The 14,481-nt window shown below is 62.6% G+C and carries 12 protein-coding genes; 8 read left to right on the plus strand and 4 right to left on the minus strand.

Features of this window, described 5'->3' with window-relative positions:
* Positions 1 to 90: 90 nt before the first annotated feature.
* On the minus strand, positions 91 to 552 hold the full coding sequence (locus AC1D1J_RS02480) for a CHRD domain-containing protein (protein ID WP_477693801.1): 462 nt from the start codon (positions 550 to 552) through the stop codon (positions 91 to 93).
* A gap of 214 nt (positions 553 to 766) precedes the next feature.
* On the opposite strand from AC1D1J_RS02480, the gene ku reads away from it, so the two are divergent.
* From ku to AC1D1J_RS02500, 4 genes are all read left to right on the plus strand, one after another.
* On the plus strand, positions 767 to 1,690 hold the full coding sequence (gene ku, locus AC1D1J_RS02485; RefSeq protein WP_457280715.1) for a non-homologous end joining protein Ku: 924 nt from the start codon (positions 767 to 769) through the stop codon (positions 1,688 to 1,690).
* Between the two features lie 24 nt (positions 1,691 to 1,714).
* The gene (gene ligD / locus AC1D1J_RS02490; protein ID WP_477693802.1) at positions 1,715 to 4,357 is read left to right on the plus strand and encodes a DNA ligase D; all 2,643 of its coding nucleotides are present in this window, start codon (positions 1,715 to 1,717) and stop codon (positions 4,355 to 4,357) included.
* Positions 4,358 to 4,877: 520 nt separating this feature from the next.
* Positions 4,878 to 5,051 (plus strand): hypothetical protein, encoded by a 174-nt coding sequence (locus AC1D1J_RS02495; RefSeq protein WP_477665924.1) that lies wholly within the window; start codon positions 4,878 to 4,880, stop codon positions 5,049 to 5,051.
* Complete coding sequence (locus AC1D1J_RS02500; RefSeq protein WP_477685729.1) at positions 5,048 to 5,368, plus strand: hypothetical protein; 321 nt, start codon at positions 5,048 to 5,050, stop codon at positions 5,366 to 5,368. Before AC1D1J_RS02495 ends, AC1D1J_RS02500 begins: the two co-directional genes overlap by 4 nt.
* A gap of 121 nt (positions 5,369 to 5,489) precedes the next feature.
* On the opposite strand, the gene AC1D1J_RS02505 is transcribed toward AC1D1J_RS02500, so the two are convergent.
* The 3 genes from AC1D1J_RS02505 to AC1D1J_RS02515 form a co-directional block, all read right to left on the minus strand.
* Positions 5,490 to 6,455, minus strand: coding sequence for a ferritin-like domain-containing protein (locus AC1D1J_RS02505; protein ID WP_477693803.1), 966 nt, complete (start codon positions 6,453 to 6,455; stop codon positions 5,490 to 5,492).
* A gap of 330 nt (positions 6,456 to 6,785) precedes the next feature.
* Positions 6,786 to 7,520, minus strand: a complete 735-nt coding sequence (locus tag AC1D1J_RS02510) for a glutathione S-transferase (protein WP_477693804.1) — start codon at positions 7,518 to 7,520, stop codon at positions 6,786 to 6,788.
* An 83-nt stretch (positions 7,521 to 7,603) separates the two neighbouring features.
* Entirely contained in the window at positions 7,604 to 8,272 is a 669-nt protein-coding gene (locus AC1D1J_RS02515) for a DsbA family oxidoreductase (protein WP_477693805.1), read from the minus strand.
* A 267-nt stretch (positions 8,273 to 8,539) separates the two neighbouring features.
* Here AC1D1J_RS02515 and AC1D1J_RS02520 point away from each other — a divergent pair, with 267 nt between their 5' ends.
* The 4 genes from AC1D1J_RS02520 (at position 8,540) to AC1D1J_RS02535 (ending at position 14,450) form a co-directional block, all read left to right on the plus strand.
* The gene (locus AC1D1J_RS02520; RefSeq protein WP_477693806.1) at positions 8,540 to 10,498 is read left to right on the plus strand and encodes a PhoX family protein; all 1,959 of its coding nucleotides are present in this window, start codon (positions 8,540 to 8,542) and stop codon (positions 10,496 to 10,498) included.
* 300 nt (positions 10,499 to 10,798) lie between these two features.
* Positions 10,799 to 11,848, plus strand: a complete 1,050-nt coding sequence (locus AC1D1J_RS02525) for an Ldh family oxidoreductase (RefSeq protein ID WP_477693807.1) — start codon at positions 10,799 to 10,801, stop codon at positions 11,846 to 11,848.
* A 293-nt stretch (positions 11,849 to 12,141) separates the two neighbouring features.
* Positions 12,142 to 13,158: a D-xylose ABC transporter substrate-binding protein gene (xylF, locus tag AC1D1J_RS02530; RefSeq protein ID WP_477685723.1), complete on the plus strand. Its 1,017-nt coding sequence runs from the start codon at positions 12,142 to 12,144 to the stop codon at positions 13,156 to 13,158.
* A gap of 161 nt (positions 13,159 to 13,319) precedes the next feature.
* Complete coding sequence (locus tag AC1D1J_RS02535) at positions 13,320 to 14,450, plus strand: sugar ABC transporter permease (protein ID WP_477685865.1); 1,131 nt, start codon at positions 13,320 to 13,322, stop codon at positions 14,448 to 14,450.
* Positions 14,451 to 14,481: the final 31 nt, after the last annotated feature.

A 14,481-nucleotide genomic window follows, 5' to 3' on the forward strand; every position in this document is an offset into this window, starting at 1 on the left:
AGTTTATGGTTGCGTCCGCAACTATAAACCGATCCGGTTGCGCCCGCAACCATTTATCAAGGCAGGCCCGAGGGGCCTCTTCGGGAGGCCCTAGTTACGCACCATCGTCATCTGGCCGCGTACTTCCCCTGCGGGATAGGCGGCTGTGTGGATGTTGGCATACCAGCGGCCCGCCATCAGGTCGGCGGCCTGGGCGGCTGTCAGCGTGGCGCTGCCGTCCATGGGGCTGCGGATGGGGCTGGCCCACCCCAAAGCAACACCGGCGTTCGCGCCGATGGCGGCCGGGCCATGGAAGTGTCCCGCAGTCGCCGGACCGGTCAGACGGGTGTAATTGACTTTCCAGCGCAGCAGGTTGGTGCTGGTATCGAAAACGGCATCGACCGAGCCGCTACCGATGCTGGCATTGGCGGGCACCTCATTGGCGCCGCGAAGCTGCGTGGTGAATGCGACCAGGCTGGATTGCTTGTTCATCACGCCGCAGCCCGTGATGGCGGCGGCGGCTACGGCCATCGCGGCAAGGGAAACTCGGGTGACGGTGCGGCGTGAAAGCATGGGTCGGCTCCTTGAAAAGTTGCTGCCGATTGTGCGTGCTGCACGCAGGCCCAACCCGTAGGACAAACCCCATGCGAACAGTCGGTTCCGGACGACGCCCGTACCCCATCGCACACCGACACACCTGCATGCATGTGGGCCGGAGACTGGCCTGATCGTTGTGGCCTGCACTCCCTCAGGCCAGCCCGCAATCATCAGCAGAAAGACTCACACCATGGCATCGCGCGTTTTATGGAAAGGGGCCATCAGTTTCGGCCTGGTTCACATCCCCGTAGCGCTGCATTCGGCCACCTCGGAAAGCGGCATTGATTTCGACTGGCTGGACAAGCGCAGCATGGACCCCGTGGGTTACAAGCGCGTCAACAAGCGCACCGGCAAAGAGATCACCAAGGAAAACATCGTCAAAGGCGTCGAGTACGAAGACGGCCAGTACGTGGTGCTGTCTGAAGAAGAGATCAAGTCCGCCTACCCCAAGACCACGCAGACCATCGAGATCGAAAGCTTTGTGCCCAACACCGACATACCCTTTGTATACCTCGAGCGCCCCTACTACGTCGCCCCTATCAACAAAGGCCAGAAAGTCTATGCATTGCTGCGCGACACCCTGCTGAAAACCCAGCGCGTGGGCATCGCCCGCGTAATCATCCAGACCAAGCAGCACCTGGCCGTGCTGGTGCCCTCGGGGCCTGCCTTGATATTGAACCTGTTGCGCTGGGGTGCAGACATACGGTCGCTGGAAGAGCTCAATCTGCCGCCCATAGGCGCCAAGGCCGCCGGCCTGACCGACAAGGAACTCGCCATGGCCAAACAGCTGGTGGACGACATGACCGGCAAGTGGAAGCCCGATCAGTTCACCGACTCCTTCAAGGACGACATCATGGCGCTGGTCAAGCGCAAGGCCAAAGCAGGCAAGTTGGAGAATGTGGTGCAGCCGGAGGAAGAAGAGACCGAAGGCCGCTCCAGCGCCAAGATCATCGATCTGACGGAATTGCTGCAGCGCAGCCTGCGTAAAGGCGGCGGCGACGGACCCAAAGCCAAGGCGGCAGCCACGACCAAGGCGTCCACCAAAACCCCGGCGCGCAAGAAAACCGCAGCCAAATCGCCCTCGCATGCGCCCGCAAGACGGCGCGCCGCCTGAGTTCCGGCCGCATGAGCCGACGACATGGGCGCCCGCGACCTGCTGAAAAACTACCGCGCCAAGCGTGACTTCGCGCGTACGCCGGAGCCCGCTCACGGCGGCGCCCGCTCGGATAAAGCCCTCAGCTTCGTCATCCAGAAGCACGACGCGAGCCGGCTGCACTACGACTTCCGTCTGGAGTTGCAAGGCACCCTCAAAAGCTGGGCCGTCCCCAAGGGCCCCAGCCTGGACCCCGCCGTCAAGCGCATGGGCGTGCATGTAGAAGACCACCCGCTTTCCTACGCTGGTTTTGAGGGCAGCATCCCGGCCAGACAATACGGAGCGGGCGACGTGATCGTGTGGGACCGCGGCTTGTGGACGCCGATCGGCGACCCGGTGAAGGGGTTCAAAAGCGGCAAGCTCAAGTTTGAACTGCATGGCGAAAAGCTCAAGGGCGGCTGGACCTTGGTGCGCATGCACGGGCGAGGCGACGAATCCCATGAACCCTGGCTGCTGATCAAAGAGCACGACGAGCATGCCCGCGCCGAAAAAGAGTTTGACGTACTCAAGGCGCTGCCCAACAGCGTGCTCTCGGGCAAGCCTCTGCCGCGCGATGCCACAGCCAGCACCGCCGTAAAGAAAGCGCTGACGGCGCCTGTCAAAAAAACCCGGGCCAAGGCACGCCCAAAACAAGCTGATGCAAGCATTCCCGAAGGCGCCATCAAGGCGAAGCTGCCCGAAACGCTCGCGCCGCAACTGGCCACGCTGGTCACGCGCCCGCCCGCCAGCCCCGAAGGCTGGGTTTATGAAATCAAATACGACGGTTACCGGTTGCTGGCGCGTATCGACGGCTCATCAGTTCGCCTTTTCACACGCAAGGGCAACGACTGGACCGACAAGCTTTCCAGGCTTGCCAAGGCTGTGGCTGCGCTGGAACTGCCTTCAGGCTGGATCGATGGCGAGATCGTGGTGATGAACGAACGCGGCGTCCCCGATTTCGGCGCGCTGCAAAACGCTTTCGACCATGCGAGTACGGCGGACATTCTTTACTACGTGTTCGATCTCCCATTTTTTGACGGGCTGGACCTGCGCCAGCTGCCGCTGGCCCAGCGCCGCGAAGCCCTGTGCACGCTCGTCACCCGCCACCCCCAGGACAGCATCCGCTTCAGCGACACATTTGAAGAAACGCCACAGGACCTGCTGGCCTCGGCCCGCCGGGTCGGGCTGGAGGGCGTGATCGGCAAACGCGTGGACTCGGCTTACGTGTCACGCCGCTCGCGGGACTGGATCAAGCTCAAAACCCAGTTGCGCCAGGAGTTCGTGATTGGGGGTTACACCGCACCCAAAGGCTCGCGCATCGGATTGGGCGCATTGATGCTGGGCGTCCACGATGAAGAAGGTGCGCTTCAATACGCCGGCAATGTCGGCACCGGCTTCAACGACGAGATGCTGGACACACTGAAAGCCCGGCTGGAAAAACTTCACACCGATCGCAGCCCGTTCGCAAAGCTGCCCGCCGGCGTCAAAGGCCAATGGGTCAAGCCGCGTTTGCTGGCCGAAGTGGCCTTTGGTGAATGGACCCATGGCGGCCATATCCGCCACTCCGTATTCCAGGGCCTGCGCACCGACAAACCCGCAACAAACATCCTCCGTGAAAAACCCGCCGTCCTGGAGCGCGGCAAGAAAGGCACTACCGTGAACCCCGCCCAAAAAACCTCCACCGAAAAACCCGGCGCGAAGGGTAGCCTGAACGTCCCTGAAAAAAAGACCGCGAAGTCCGCCCCAGCAGCGCTGAAGTCCCTGCGTGTCACGCACGCTGACCGGGTGATCGACAGCAGCACCGGCTTCACCAAGCAAAACGTGGTCGAGCACTACGCGCAGGTCTCGGCGCTGATGCTGCCGCACCTCAAAGCCCGGCCTACCGCGCTGGTGCGCGCGCCTTCGGGCATAGGTGGTGAGCTGTTCTTCCAGAAGCATGCCGAAGCTACGTCAATTCCCGGCATCAAATTGCTGGACCCCGCGCTGGACCCCGGCCATGGTCCGCTGCTGGAAGTTCCCTCCGCCGCCGCTCTGCTGGCGGCCGCGCAGATCAACGTGATCGAGTTCCATACCTGGAACGCCACCACGCGCGCCATCCACAAGCCCGACCGCATGACGTTCGACCTGGATCCGGGTGAAGGCGTTGCCTGGCCGCAGGTTCAGGAGGCCGCGCAGCTGGTGCGCGCTTTCCTTGACGAACTGAAGCTCGCGAATTTCCTGAAAACCAGCGGCGGCAAAGGCCTGCACGTGGTGGTGCCGCTCAAGCGGCAATACGATTTCGACACCGTGAAGGATTTTTCGCATGCCATCGTGATGCACCTGGCCGCCGTGATCCCCCAGCGCTTTGCCGCGAAGAGCGGCCCTAAAAACCGCATCGGCAAGATTTTTCCGGATTACCTGCGCAATGGATTTGGCGCCACCACCGTCGCGGCGTGGTCCATGCGTGCCCGGCCGGGCCTCGGCGTGTCCGTCCCTGTCGATTGGGATGAACTGGCCTCACTGACCGGCGGCGCACACTGGACGGCGCAAACCCTGGGCGGGCGCCTGGCCATCGGCAACCAGCCCTGGGAGACTTACGAGGCATCACGCAACGGGCTCACCGCCGCCATGAAACAAGTGGGCTTCAAGGCGCCACCGGCCGCGAAATAGCCCTCACGGCGGCCCTGCCTGGGTTGTCGTTGCACTCCTACAGACCGAAGGCCGATGGCCTGACACGCTGGTGAAGGGCTTGAGCCTAGATTCGCTTGGATAAAGAGTTCTGTTTGCCCGGCCTTATTCAAGGAATGAACCAGAAATGCTCACCATGAAGCAGCTCGATGAAATGGATTTGACGCTTTACCTGCAGACTGAAGGTCGGCGAATGGCCGCGGAGCTCCGAGGCAAGACACTGCCGGACGCAGAAAACCGGTCGCCCGCACCGCCTGACTCCTGTCCGCCCGCGGCTCGGCACCCCAGTGCCCACGGGCCCGCTCAACAGCAATGCGCGACCCCGGCCGCCAGCCAAAAGCCGGCACGCAGCCTTAGCGAGGCCTTGCAGCGCATGGGTGTGACGGGCTCACCTTCGCGCCGGGTGTAGGCATTCGCCGCGACTTGCGGCCCAAGGGCTGGCCCTGTTGCCGGCTGCGTCCTATTATTCAGACAGCGCCATAGAACGCACCTGGAGACACCCATGAAACCCTACCTGCCCTTTGTACTGGCGACCTTGTTTTTCCTGTCCGGCTGCCCCGACAACAAGGTTCCCAAAGCGCCACCCAAGGCGCCCGAGCCCAAAGCCGAAACTGTCGCCACGCCGATACCTTCCATGGTTGCAATCAAAAGCAGCCTGTCCGGCCCCCTTTCATGAAAAACCGTGGATGGCCATCCGGCATGTTTGCGGCCATCTGCCTGGCCGGATGTGCCGGCACAACAGCAGAGCCGCCCCCGCACCCCGTCAGCGTGGACGGGCAGACCTATCTCATCAGCCAGCTGACAGCCGGCACCTGGACAGCCATTGCTCCAGGGTCAAAAGGCGGCAGCGTCATATCGACCCCTGCGGGCCGCGCAGTGTTGCTGCAGGCGATTGAACTGCGCTCCGGCTGCAAGGTCACCGATGCTGACTATTCACGCAACGGCGTACAGCTCGACGCCCAGGTGGATTGCGCGAGCAGCTTGAAGAACTAACGAGGCCACTCCCGACATGGAGGAATAAAAAAAGGGGCGACAGATGCCGCCCCTTGGTTTGCCGAGCCTCGAGTGCCGACAAAAAACAATTGATTCCTGTGTGAGCGCCAGTCCTTGTCAGTTATGAAGCAGTCTTCAGCGCGTCGCGCAGGGCTTTCACCTGGTCATGGTTGCGCTGTGCGCCCTGGGCCTGGCGTTCCACCACGGCTCTGATACCGGCGGGGAAATTACGCTTCAGGGCTTTGCGGTAGCGTGCCACTGCAGCGTCTTCGCCGCGCTCGCACTCGTTGAGCATCGCCTGGTCGCTCAACGCGCTCAGCGTGGCCCGCACGGAAACCCATCCGCGATGCAATGCACCGCTGACCGAGCCGCCTTCGTCGGGCTTCCCGCCGAGCTGGCGAATCAGGGTTTGCAGCTCCAGGCCCGCAGCCCGGCATTCATCGGCATGGCGAAGCAGCAGTGTATTGACGTCCTGCGCCTTGGTGTGCTCGGCGCATTCGCGGAAACCATACTCGCCGTCACGGCAGGACTCGAGCAGGTCATTCAGGTTTTCGATGACGTCTTCATCGTCGTCCACTGTTGCATCGCCCGTTGCAGCGGCATTTTCAAAAGCACCCGGGTACAGGCTCTCAACCCTGCTCCATGCCGCGCGGCTCGCCTCCCTGGCCTGTGGCCAGGTCAATGTGGAACGCTCTCTTTTCGTATCCCAGTGGGTCCGCAAGCGGCTTTCGGTTTCGTCAAATGAACCCGCATACTCCTGCCGGCCATAGAGCCCCAGACGGTAGGCCGGCGCATAGTCGTCAAAGGGCCGCCCGTCTTCGTAATAGCTTTCACGGTTGTAGTTGCCGCGCCAGTAGGCTTCCTCTGCGGTCGGGTCCAGCGCTTCGGCAGCTTCCTTGCCGCCCAGGCCACCAGCCACGGCGCCTGCAATGCCGCCCACCACCGCACCCACCGGTCCGGCCACCGTTCCAGCAGCCGCGCCGGCGGCAACACCACCCGCCGCTGCGCCGATACCGGTTCCAACCGGATGGGCGCCCGGTTCCTTGCTGATGGGATCAAGATTCTGATCGTGCTGTTCCTTTGCCATGGTGTACTCCTTTGTCTCTTGCAGCGTTGTAAAAAAACTGCCCGGACGTTGCTCGCACCATCGTGATGTGATGATGATTGCCAGGCAGGTAGATTGATGGTGCAACCCAGGGATGCACTGCGCGGTCAGGCAAGCACAGCCTCCGTTGTAGGAGAACGCCGCGCACGCCCCGGCCAGGTTGTCGCGTCAGAAATTTGCGGAATTTCGGCCTACAGGCCTTTCAGGAACAGCGCAGGCAGCTATCAAAACAGGAGCAACAACAAAGTGGAAGATCTGGACTTTGGCGTACGCAGGCGATGGCAACAGCGCTGCAACTGAAGACCCGGCCACTCAGGCATCGAGCTCCGGGTAACGGCGAAAGATGCCGTCTTCGTTGAAGGCAATGCGCCGCTCGCTCGCGAGATAGGCTGCCACGCGCCGGTGCTGGGCCACGCTGTCGTGCAAGGCCACAACGCGCGGCATGGTTTTCAGTGCGCGGCGGGCCGCCTTGGGAAACGCATACAGCAGCCCTTCCACCAGCTGGAACAGTGAAAGGTCGGCATAGCTCAGCCGGCCACCCACCAGATACAGATACGCGCTGCCGCGCGGGTTGCGCTCAAGCACGGTTTCAAACCAGCCCAGAAATTTCTTCACGCGAGCCGTCCTGAATTCTTTTGCGCGGCGCAGCGCTTCCTTCTTCTGGTCTTCGTAATACAGGCCGGTTCCCACCGGATGATGGGTGTCGTGCGCCTCGGCCACGACGTCGGCAATCGTGAGCTGCAGCTGGTGCGTCCACAGGCGTTGAGCCTCGCTCTTGCCCACCAGGCCCAGGCGCGGACCCAGGTAAAGCAGGATGGCTGCCGACTGCCCGACGATGGTTTTTCCGTCCCCCAAAAACGGCGGCGCGAAGGGCGGGTGCGGCACGTCCGCGCTCTCCATGAAGTGCATCATGGCGGGAATGCCCTGGCCGTCGCCCTCACAGCCACGCGCCACGTCCAGGTAGTCGGCGCCTGCGGCCTCCAGTGCCAGCCGGACAAATTCGCCGCGCCCCTGGATGGTGGGCCAGTAGTGAAGTTCGTAAGGCATGAATGACAAACTCCTGTGCTTGACGTTTCGTCCTCTTGCGTGAAAGCGCTGGGGGCGGGCCGCTGGAAACGCAGAAACCGCGCTCAGCCCGCCGCGGCGATCTGCCGCAGGGCCTGTTCAAACACTTCCGCGGGTTGCCCGCCGGAAATCAGGTGGCGGTCGTTGATGATGACGGCAGGCACCGAGTGAATTCCCTGGGTCAGGTAGAACTGCTCGCGCTCGCGCACCTCGCCGGCATATTCACCTGAGGCCAGCACTTCGCGCGCCCGGGCTTCATCCAGCCCCGCTTCGGCAGCCGCTTTCGCCAGCACCTCGTGTGAAGCCGGGCTCTGGCCGTCGGTGAAGTAGCGCTTGAAGAGCAGTTCCTTCAGCGCCTTCTGCTTGCCCACCCCTTCCAGCTCGGCCCAGTGCAGCAGGCGGTGCGCGTCAAAGGTGTTGTAGATGCGGCTGCGCCCGCCGCCGGGCTCGTCGGCCATGCTGAACTTGAAACCCACCTGCGCGCCGCGCGCGCGGATGTTCTCGCGGTTGGCCTGGGCCTGCGCGGGCGTGATGCCGTATTTCTCGGTGATGTGTTCGGTGATTTCCTGGCCTTCGGGCGCCATCTTCGGGTTGAGTTCAAAGGGCTGAAAGTGCAGCTCGGCCTGGATGTCGCCGCGCACGCGCTCCAGCGCCTGGTCCAAGGACTTGAGGCCGATCACGCACCAGGGGCAGGAGACGTCGGACACGAAATCGATTTTGAGTTGAGTGGTCATGGAGGCCTTGAGGGTTGCTGTTCTGGCAGACCGATTTTGGCCCGCAGCAAACCAGCTTGCGGTTCGCCCGGGGATATTCAAGTACCCGGCGCGAGGTTAATCAGCAGGAGCCGCCCCTGCCTGGGGCCGTCTGTGGCAGCCCTTTCAAGAAACTGTCACACAAGCTTCCTAAGATTCCCGCAGCGCAGCCCGACTTGCCCCGCCGGAGTGCGCGGCCAGGGCTGCGGCTTCACGACCACTCCACCTGAAACACTGGAAACCATAACAATGTCCGACCTGGCCACCCCTTCCCTTACCTCCCGCCGCACGGCCCTGAAGTTCCTGGCGACCGCGCCCATGCTGCCGCTGGGGGCCCTGGCCTCCAGTACCCTGCTGTCGGGCTGCGCTACCGGCAGCGGCCCCGCCGCAGCGGGCAATTACATGGCTTCCAGCTTCACGTCCATGGCCGCCCCAACGCTTGCTGATGCGGCCGCCATGGCCACCACCACCGTGGGCTCCAGCCTGCAGGTCCGCCTCAAAGACAACAGCACGCAGAGCTACAAGCTCGCCTACCAGCCCTTCTTCGTGACCGGCGACATGGTGCCGGATGGCAAGGGCGGCACCATCCTTGCCGGCGGCTATGTCGACATCAACAACCAGCCCATCATCGACCGCTCGGTGCCGGGCAAGGAACGCCAGATCTTCTCCGACTCGCCCGACGGCACGTCGCTGCTCGGCCTGCCGAATGCCAACGTTCCCGGCATCAAGGGCAAGGCGGTGTTCGCCGTGGTGCAGTTTGAATACACCACACGCGATCAGGCCGGCGCCGACGCTTACGGCAACCTGCCCTCACCCATCGCCGTGCTGACGCTGGACCAGGACCAGGCCACCGGCAAGCTCAGCCTGGTGAAGTACCACAACGTCGACATGTCCAAAGCGCATGGCCTGTGGATCACCTGTGGCGCCAGCCTGTCGCCCTGGAACACCCACCTCTCGAGCGAAGAGTACGAACCCGATGCACCTTTTGCCGCCGAAAGCGCGCAGTTCAGGAAGTTCAGCAAGAACGTCTACGGCGACGAAACCAAAGCGAACCCCTACCACTACGGCCACCTGCCTGAAGTCACCGTGCACCCCGACGGCACCGGCACGGTCAAAAAGCACTACAACATGGGCCGCATCTCGCACGAACTCGTGCAGGTCATGCCTGACAACCGCACCGTGCTGATGGGCGACGACGCCACCAACAGCGGCCTCTTTGTCTTTGTGGCCGACCGTGAGAAAGACCTCTCCTCCGGCACGCTGTATGTGGGCAAGCTGGGCACCGGCTTCTCGGTCGACCCTGCCGACCAGGGCGCGAAGATTTCCTGGATCAAGCTGGGTCACGCCACCAGCGCCGAGATCGAAAAGATGGCCGACACCCTCAAGCCCGCCGACATCATGACGGTGCTCAAGGCCGACCCGTCCGACGCCAGCTTCACCAAGGTGTTCTACAACGGCAACCCGAACTGGATCAAGGTGAAGCCCGGCATGGAAAAAGCCGCCGCCTTCCTGGAAACCCACCGCTACGCCTACCTCATGGGCGGCAGCATGGGCTTCTCCAAAATGGAAGGCACCACCGTCAACATCAAGGACAAGGTCGCCTACTCGGCGCTGCAGAACATGCAGGACTCCATGGTCAAGACCGGCAAGGGCTGGAACGCGGCCAGCGGCATCGCCCTGGACAAGCCCCTGGTGGCCGGCGGCGTGATGGTGCACAAGCTGGACGGCGGCCAGAAAGACCTGGCCGGCACCGCCATCAACAGCGAATGGATGCCGGTGCACACCAAGGCCCTGCTGGTCGGCGAAGACATCGCCGGCGATGCACTGGGCAACAAGGCCAACCCCAACAAGGTGTCCAACCCCGACAACCTGAAGTTCTCGGAAAAAATGCGCACACTCTTCATCGGCGAAGACAGCAGCACCCACGTCAACAACTTCATCTGGGCCTACAACGTCGACACCCAGCAGCTGTCGCGCCTGATGTCCATGCCTTCGGGTGCCGAAGCCACCGGCCTGCATGTGGTGGACGACCTCAACGGCTGGACCTACATCATGAGCAACTTCCAGCACGCCGGCGACTGGATTCCGGCGCTGCATGGCAAGGTGCAGGCCACGCTGGACCCGCTGGTGCGCGCGAACTACAAGGACCGCTTCGGCGCGGCTGTCGGCTACCTCACCGCGGACCCCAGCAGCATCAAGCTGGGCTGATTGACGGCATAGCCATAAACATGGCTACAGGCACCGGCTTCGGTGCCTCAGGCGGAAAGCGGGCCATGAGCCCGCTTTCCGCTTTTTGCCCCACATCAAACGCCGCGCACGGGTTGTGCGATGTGCGACCTTACGTGTTCGTCCCTAGAATGTTCAGGACAGCAACGCCGGCCTGATGTGGCCTGACGCGTTGGGTTATGTGTATTAAAAGTCCATCTAACCCTTACAGGACGAGCGCGAGCAGCTATCAAAAACAGAGCATCTGCAGCGACAACATTGAGACAACCCCGAGAAAAATCCATGCGATACGCCCAGACCGATCTGATCAACTACGCCCGAACCCTGCTGACCACTGCCGGGCTGGAGCACGACAAGGCCGCCGCCGTGGCCGACATCCTGGTCCAGGGCGACCTGATGGGCCATAACACCCACGGGCTCGCCCTGCTGCCGGGCTACCTGACGGAGCTGGAGTCTGGCGCGATGGAAAAACTCGGCACCCCAGCCGTGCTGGCCGACCATCCGGCCGCCGTGACATGGGACGGCCGCCGCCTGCCCGGCCCCTGGCTGGTTCTGCAAGCGATGGCATTGGCCACTGAGCGTGCCGCCACCCAGGGCACCTGCACTGTTGTGATTCGCCGCAGCCACCACATCGCCTGCCTGGCCGCCTATCTCAAGCGCGCCACCGATCAGGGCCTGATGATGCTGCTGACCTGCTCGGATCCGAACACGGCCAGCGTTGCCCCCTTTGGCGGGCTGGACCCGGTGTTCACACCCAACCCGGTTTCGGCCGGCATTCCCACCAACGGTGTTCCGGTGCTGATGGATGTGTCCACCTCGGCCACGACCAACGGCATGACCAACCGGCTGCACAAGGAAGGCAAGCGTCTGCCTGCTGCCTGGGTGATGGACGGCCACGGCGTGGCCAGTGACAACCCTTCGGTACTGTTCGATGAACCCAAGGGCACCATCCTGCCGCTGGGTGGCATGGACTCGGGCCACAAGGGCTATGGCCTCACCTTGCTGGTGGAGGCGCTGACCGGCGGCCTCGCAGGCCACGGCCGCGCCGACGCAAAAGAAGGCTGGGGCGCCACGGTTTTCCTGCAGGTGATTGACCCGCGCGCTTTTGCGGGCCTGGATGCATTCACACGCCAGACTGGCCATGTCGCCGATGCCTGCCGCGCATCACGACCCGCGCAAGCAGGGTCTGCCGTGCGCACGCCCGGCGAAAAAGGCATTGCGCTGGCAGCCAGGCAAATGGAATCGGGCCTGGAGCTGTATCCCTCCATCCTGCCCGCACTGTCAAGCTGGGCGATCAAGCTTGGGGTGACAGAGCCGTCTGCCGCCCACTGAAGCGAAGCGCAGGCCTTCCAGGGAAAACCGGTCCGGCCAGCCGGTGCCGCTGACGGATTTTCTGCTTGCTGCGCCTGCTGATCAGCCTTTGGTATTACAGAAACCATCAAAAATTTAAAGTGCCCCCCGCATACCCGGGGTTTGTCCCTAGGCGGGGAATTTTTCAGGTCCACATAATTAGTGCGTCGTTCAAACTAATTCTGAAGTGCTGCATTTGCAGCGGAACGATTACCGGGATTCAGCTGAGTTTTCAAAACTACACGCCCGACTGGGCAGAACTATCGGAGACATTCATGAAACTAAAAAATTCCCTCACCGCAATGGCACTCAGCCTCGCTGCTGCCGGCGCATTTGCGCAGGTCACTGTCGGCGTCAGCTGGTCCAACTTCCAGGAAGAACGCTGGAAAACCGACGAAGCCGCCATCAAGACGCAGCTTGAAAAGCTGGGCGCCAAGTACATCAGCGCAGACGCCGCGGGCTCCCCCGAAAAACAACTGGCGGACATTGACGGCCTGATGGCCAAGGGCGCCAAGGTCCTGATCGTGCTGGCCATGGACAAGGACGCCATCCTGCCCGCCGTGAACAAGGCCACCAAACAAAAAGTGCCGGTTATTGCCTACGACCGCCTGATCGAGGCACCCGGCGTGTTCTACATCACCTTCGACAACAAGGAAGTTGGCCGCATGCAGGCCCGTGCCGTGTTCCAGGCCAAGCCCAAGGGCAACTATGTGATGATCAAGGGCTCCCCCACCGACCCGAATGCCAATTTCCTGCGCGAAGGCCAGCAGGAAATCATTGACGCCGCCGTCAAGAAAGGCGACATCAAGATCGTGGGTGAGGAATACACCGAAGGCTGGAAGCCTGAAGTCGCACAGAAAAACATGGAACAGATCCTGACCAAGAACGGCGGCAAAGTCGATGCCGTGGTGGCCTCCAATGACGGCACCGCCGGCGGTGTCGTGGCGGCGCTGAGTTCCAAGGGTCTCAAGGGCGTGCCGGTGTCCGGCCAGGACGGTGACTTTGCCGCCCTGAACCGCGTAGCCATGGGCACCCAGACCGTGTCGGTCTGGAAAGATGCGCGCGACCTCGGTAAACAGGCTGCCAGCGCAGCTGTCAATCTGGGTGCCGGCAAAAAAGTCGACGGCGCGACTTCCTGGAACGGTGGCGAGAAGAAGGTCGCCCTGCAGGCCCAGTTCCTCAAGCCCGTGCCCATTACCCGCGACAACCTCGACGTGGTGGTGAAAGCCGGCTGGATCAAGAAAGACGAACTCTGCAAGGGTGTCACGGGCAACGTCGCGGCCTGCAAGTAATACAGGCTTAATACAGGCGTTCAACCACCTGCTCCCCGTTCTGCGCAAGCAGGCAAGGCAACCGGCCTGTAGGTTGCCTTGGGGAGTACTGCATCCTCAAAACCATGCAATTTCCCGTTCGATTCCTGCGCAACGCTGCTGTCGACTGGCGGCTGGTGTTCATGGGGGGCGTGCTCGCCGTCATGGCGGGCGTATTCCAGATCCTGTCGGGCGGCATTTTCCTGTCGCCTGAGAATCTCTACAACATTGCCCAGCAAACCGCGGTGGTGGGCATCGTGTCCACTGTCATGGTGCTGATCATTGTGGCCCGGCACATTGACCTGTCGGTCGGCTCGGTGATCGGTTTTGTCGGCGTGCTCATCGCCTACCTCCAATACACCCTGGGATGGTCCTGGCCGGCGGCGTCACTCGCCGGGCTGGCCGCGGCGCTGGTGGTGTCGGTGTACCAGGGATGGCTGACCGCCATGCTCGGCGTCCCGTCTTTTGTGGTCACGCTGGGAGGGCTGATGTCCTTACGCGGCGCGGCTTTTCTGGTGGCCGACGGCAAGACCCAGCCCGTCAGCGACGAGACTTTTCTGCAGCTCGGCGGCGGCTATGACGGCGGTATCGGGGTGACCGCCACCTGGGTCCTGACCGCCTGCGTGAGTGTGGTGCTGGTGGTTCGCATGCTGTTGCGCCGCCGTGCCTCCACGCGCCATGAGATGCCCAACCAGCCCGTGTGGGTGGATGTACTGCTGGTGGCGGCACCGGTGGTTCTGCTGGCCGCGTTCGCCGCGACCATGAACAGCTACCTGGTCACCAACAAGGACGCCCCCCAGGGCATCCCGATTCCGGTGCTGATCTGGGCGGCCGTGGCGGTGGTGATGTCATTCATCTCCCAGCGCACCCGTTTTGGCCGCTATGTTTACGCCATGGGCGGCAACCCCGACGCCGCGGTACTGGTCGGCATACCGGTCAAGCGGGTAACGCTCATGCTGTTTGCCCTGCTCGCCGTGCTTATCACCATTGCGGCCATCGTGTCGGTGGCCCGCCTGAACGCAGGCACCAACTCGCTGGGCACCGGGATGGAGCTCTTCGTGATTGCCGCCGCCGTGATTGGCGGCACCGCACTGGCTGGAGGCAGCGGCACCATCATCGGCTCGGTGCTGGGTGCACTCATCATGCAGTCGCTGGACAGCGGCATGCTGTTGCTGGATGTCTCCATCGGAAAACGCATGATCATCATCGGGCAGGTGCTGATTGTGGCGGTGGTATTTGACGTGCTCTACCGCAAGTGGGCGCAGGAAAGCTAGGATGAAACACCCCCGAAGCGCCTTCGGCGCC

It is taken from the genome of Polaromonas sp. P1_F8, assembly GCF_056405635.1.

Bases quoted from the DNA above. Each gene is read 5' to 3' on its own strand.
- AC1D1J_RS02495 (WP_477665924.1), top strand. From the start codon at position 4,878: ATGAAACCCTACCTGCCCTTTGTACTGGCGACCTTGTTTTTCCTGTCC.
- AC1D1J_RS02480 (WP_477693801.1), bottom strand. From the start codon at position 552: ATGCTTTCACGCCGCACCGTCACCCGAGTTTCCCTTGCCGCGATGGCC.
- AC1D1J_RS02535 (WP_477685865.1), top strand. From the start codon at position 13,320: ATGGGGGGCGTGCTCGCCGTCATGGCGGGCGTATTCCAGATCCTGTCG.
- AC1D1J_RS02515 (WP_477693805.1), bottom strand. From the start codon at position 8,272: ATGACCACTCAACTCAAAATCGATTTCGTGTCCGACGTCTCCTGCCCC.
- xylF (WP_477685723.1), top strand. From the start codon at position 12,142: ATGAAACTAAAAAATTCCCTCACCGCAATGGCACTCAGCCTCGCTGCT.
- ku (WP_457280715.1), top strand. From the start codon at position 767: ATGGCATCGCGCGTTTTATGGAAAGGGGCCATCAGTTTCGGCCTGGTT.
- ligD (WP_477693802.1), top strand. From the start codon at position 1,715: ATGGGCGCCCGCGACCTGCTGAAAAACTACCGCGCCAAGCGTGACTTC.
- AC1D1J_RS02505 (WP_477693803.1), bottom strand. From the start codon at position 6,455: ATGGCAAAGGAACAGCACGATCAGAATCTTGATCCCATCAGCAAGGAA.
- AC1D1J_RS02510 (WP_477693804.1), bottom strand. From the start codon at position 7,520: ATGCCTTACGAACTTCACTACTGGCCCACCATCCAGGGGCGCGGCGAA.
- AC1D1J_RS02520 (WP_477693806.1), top strand. From the start codon at position 8,540: ATGTCCGACCTGGCCACCCCTTCCCTTACCTCCCGCCGCACGGCCCTG.
- AC1D1J_RS02525 (WP_477693807.1), top strand. From the start codon at position 10,799: ATGCGATACGCCCAGACCGATCTGATCAACTACGCCCGAACCCTGCTG.
- AC1D1J_RS02500 (WP_477685729.1), top strand. From the start codon at position 5,048: ATGAAAAACCGTGGATGGCCATCCGGCATGTTTGCGGCCATCTGCCTG.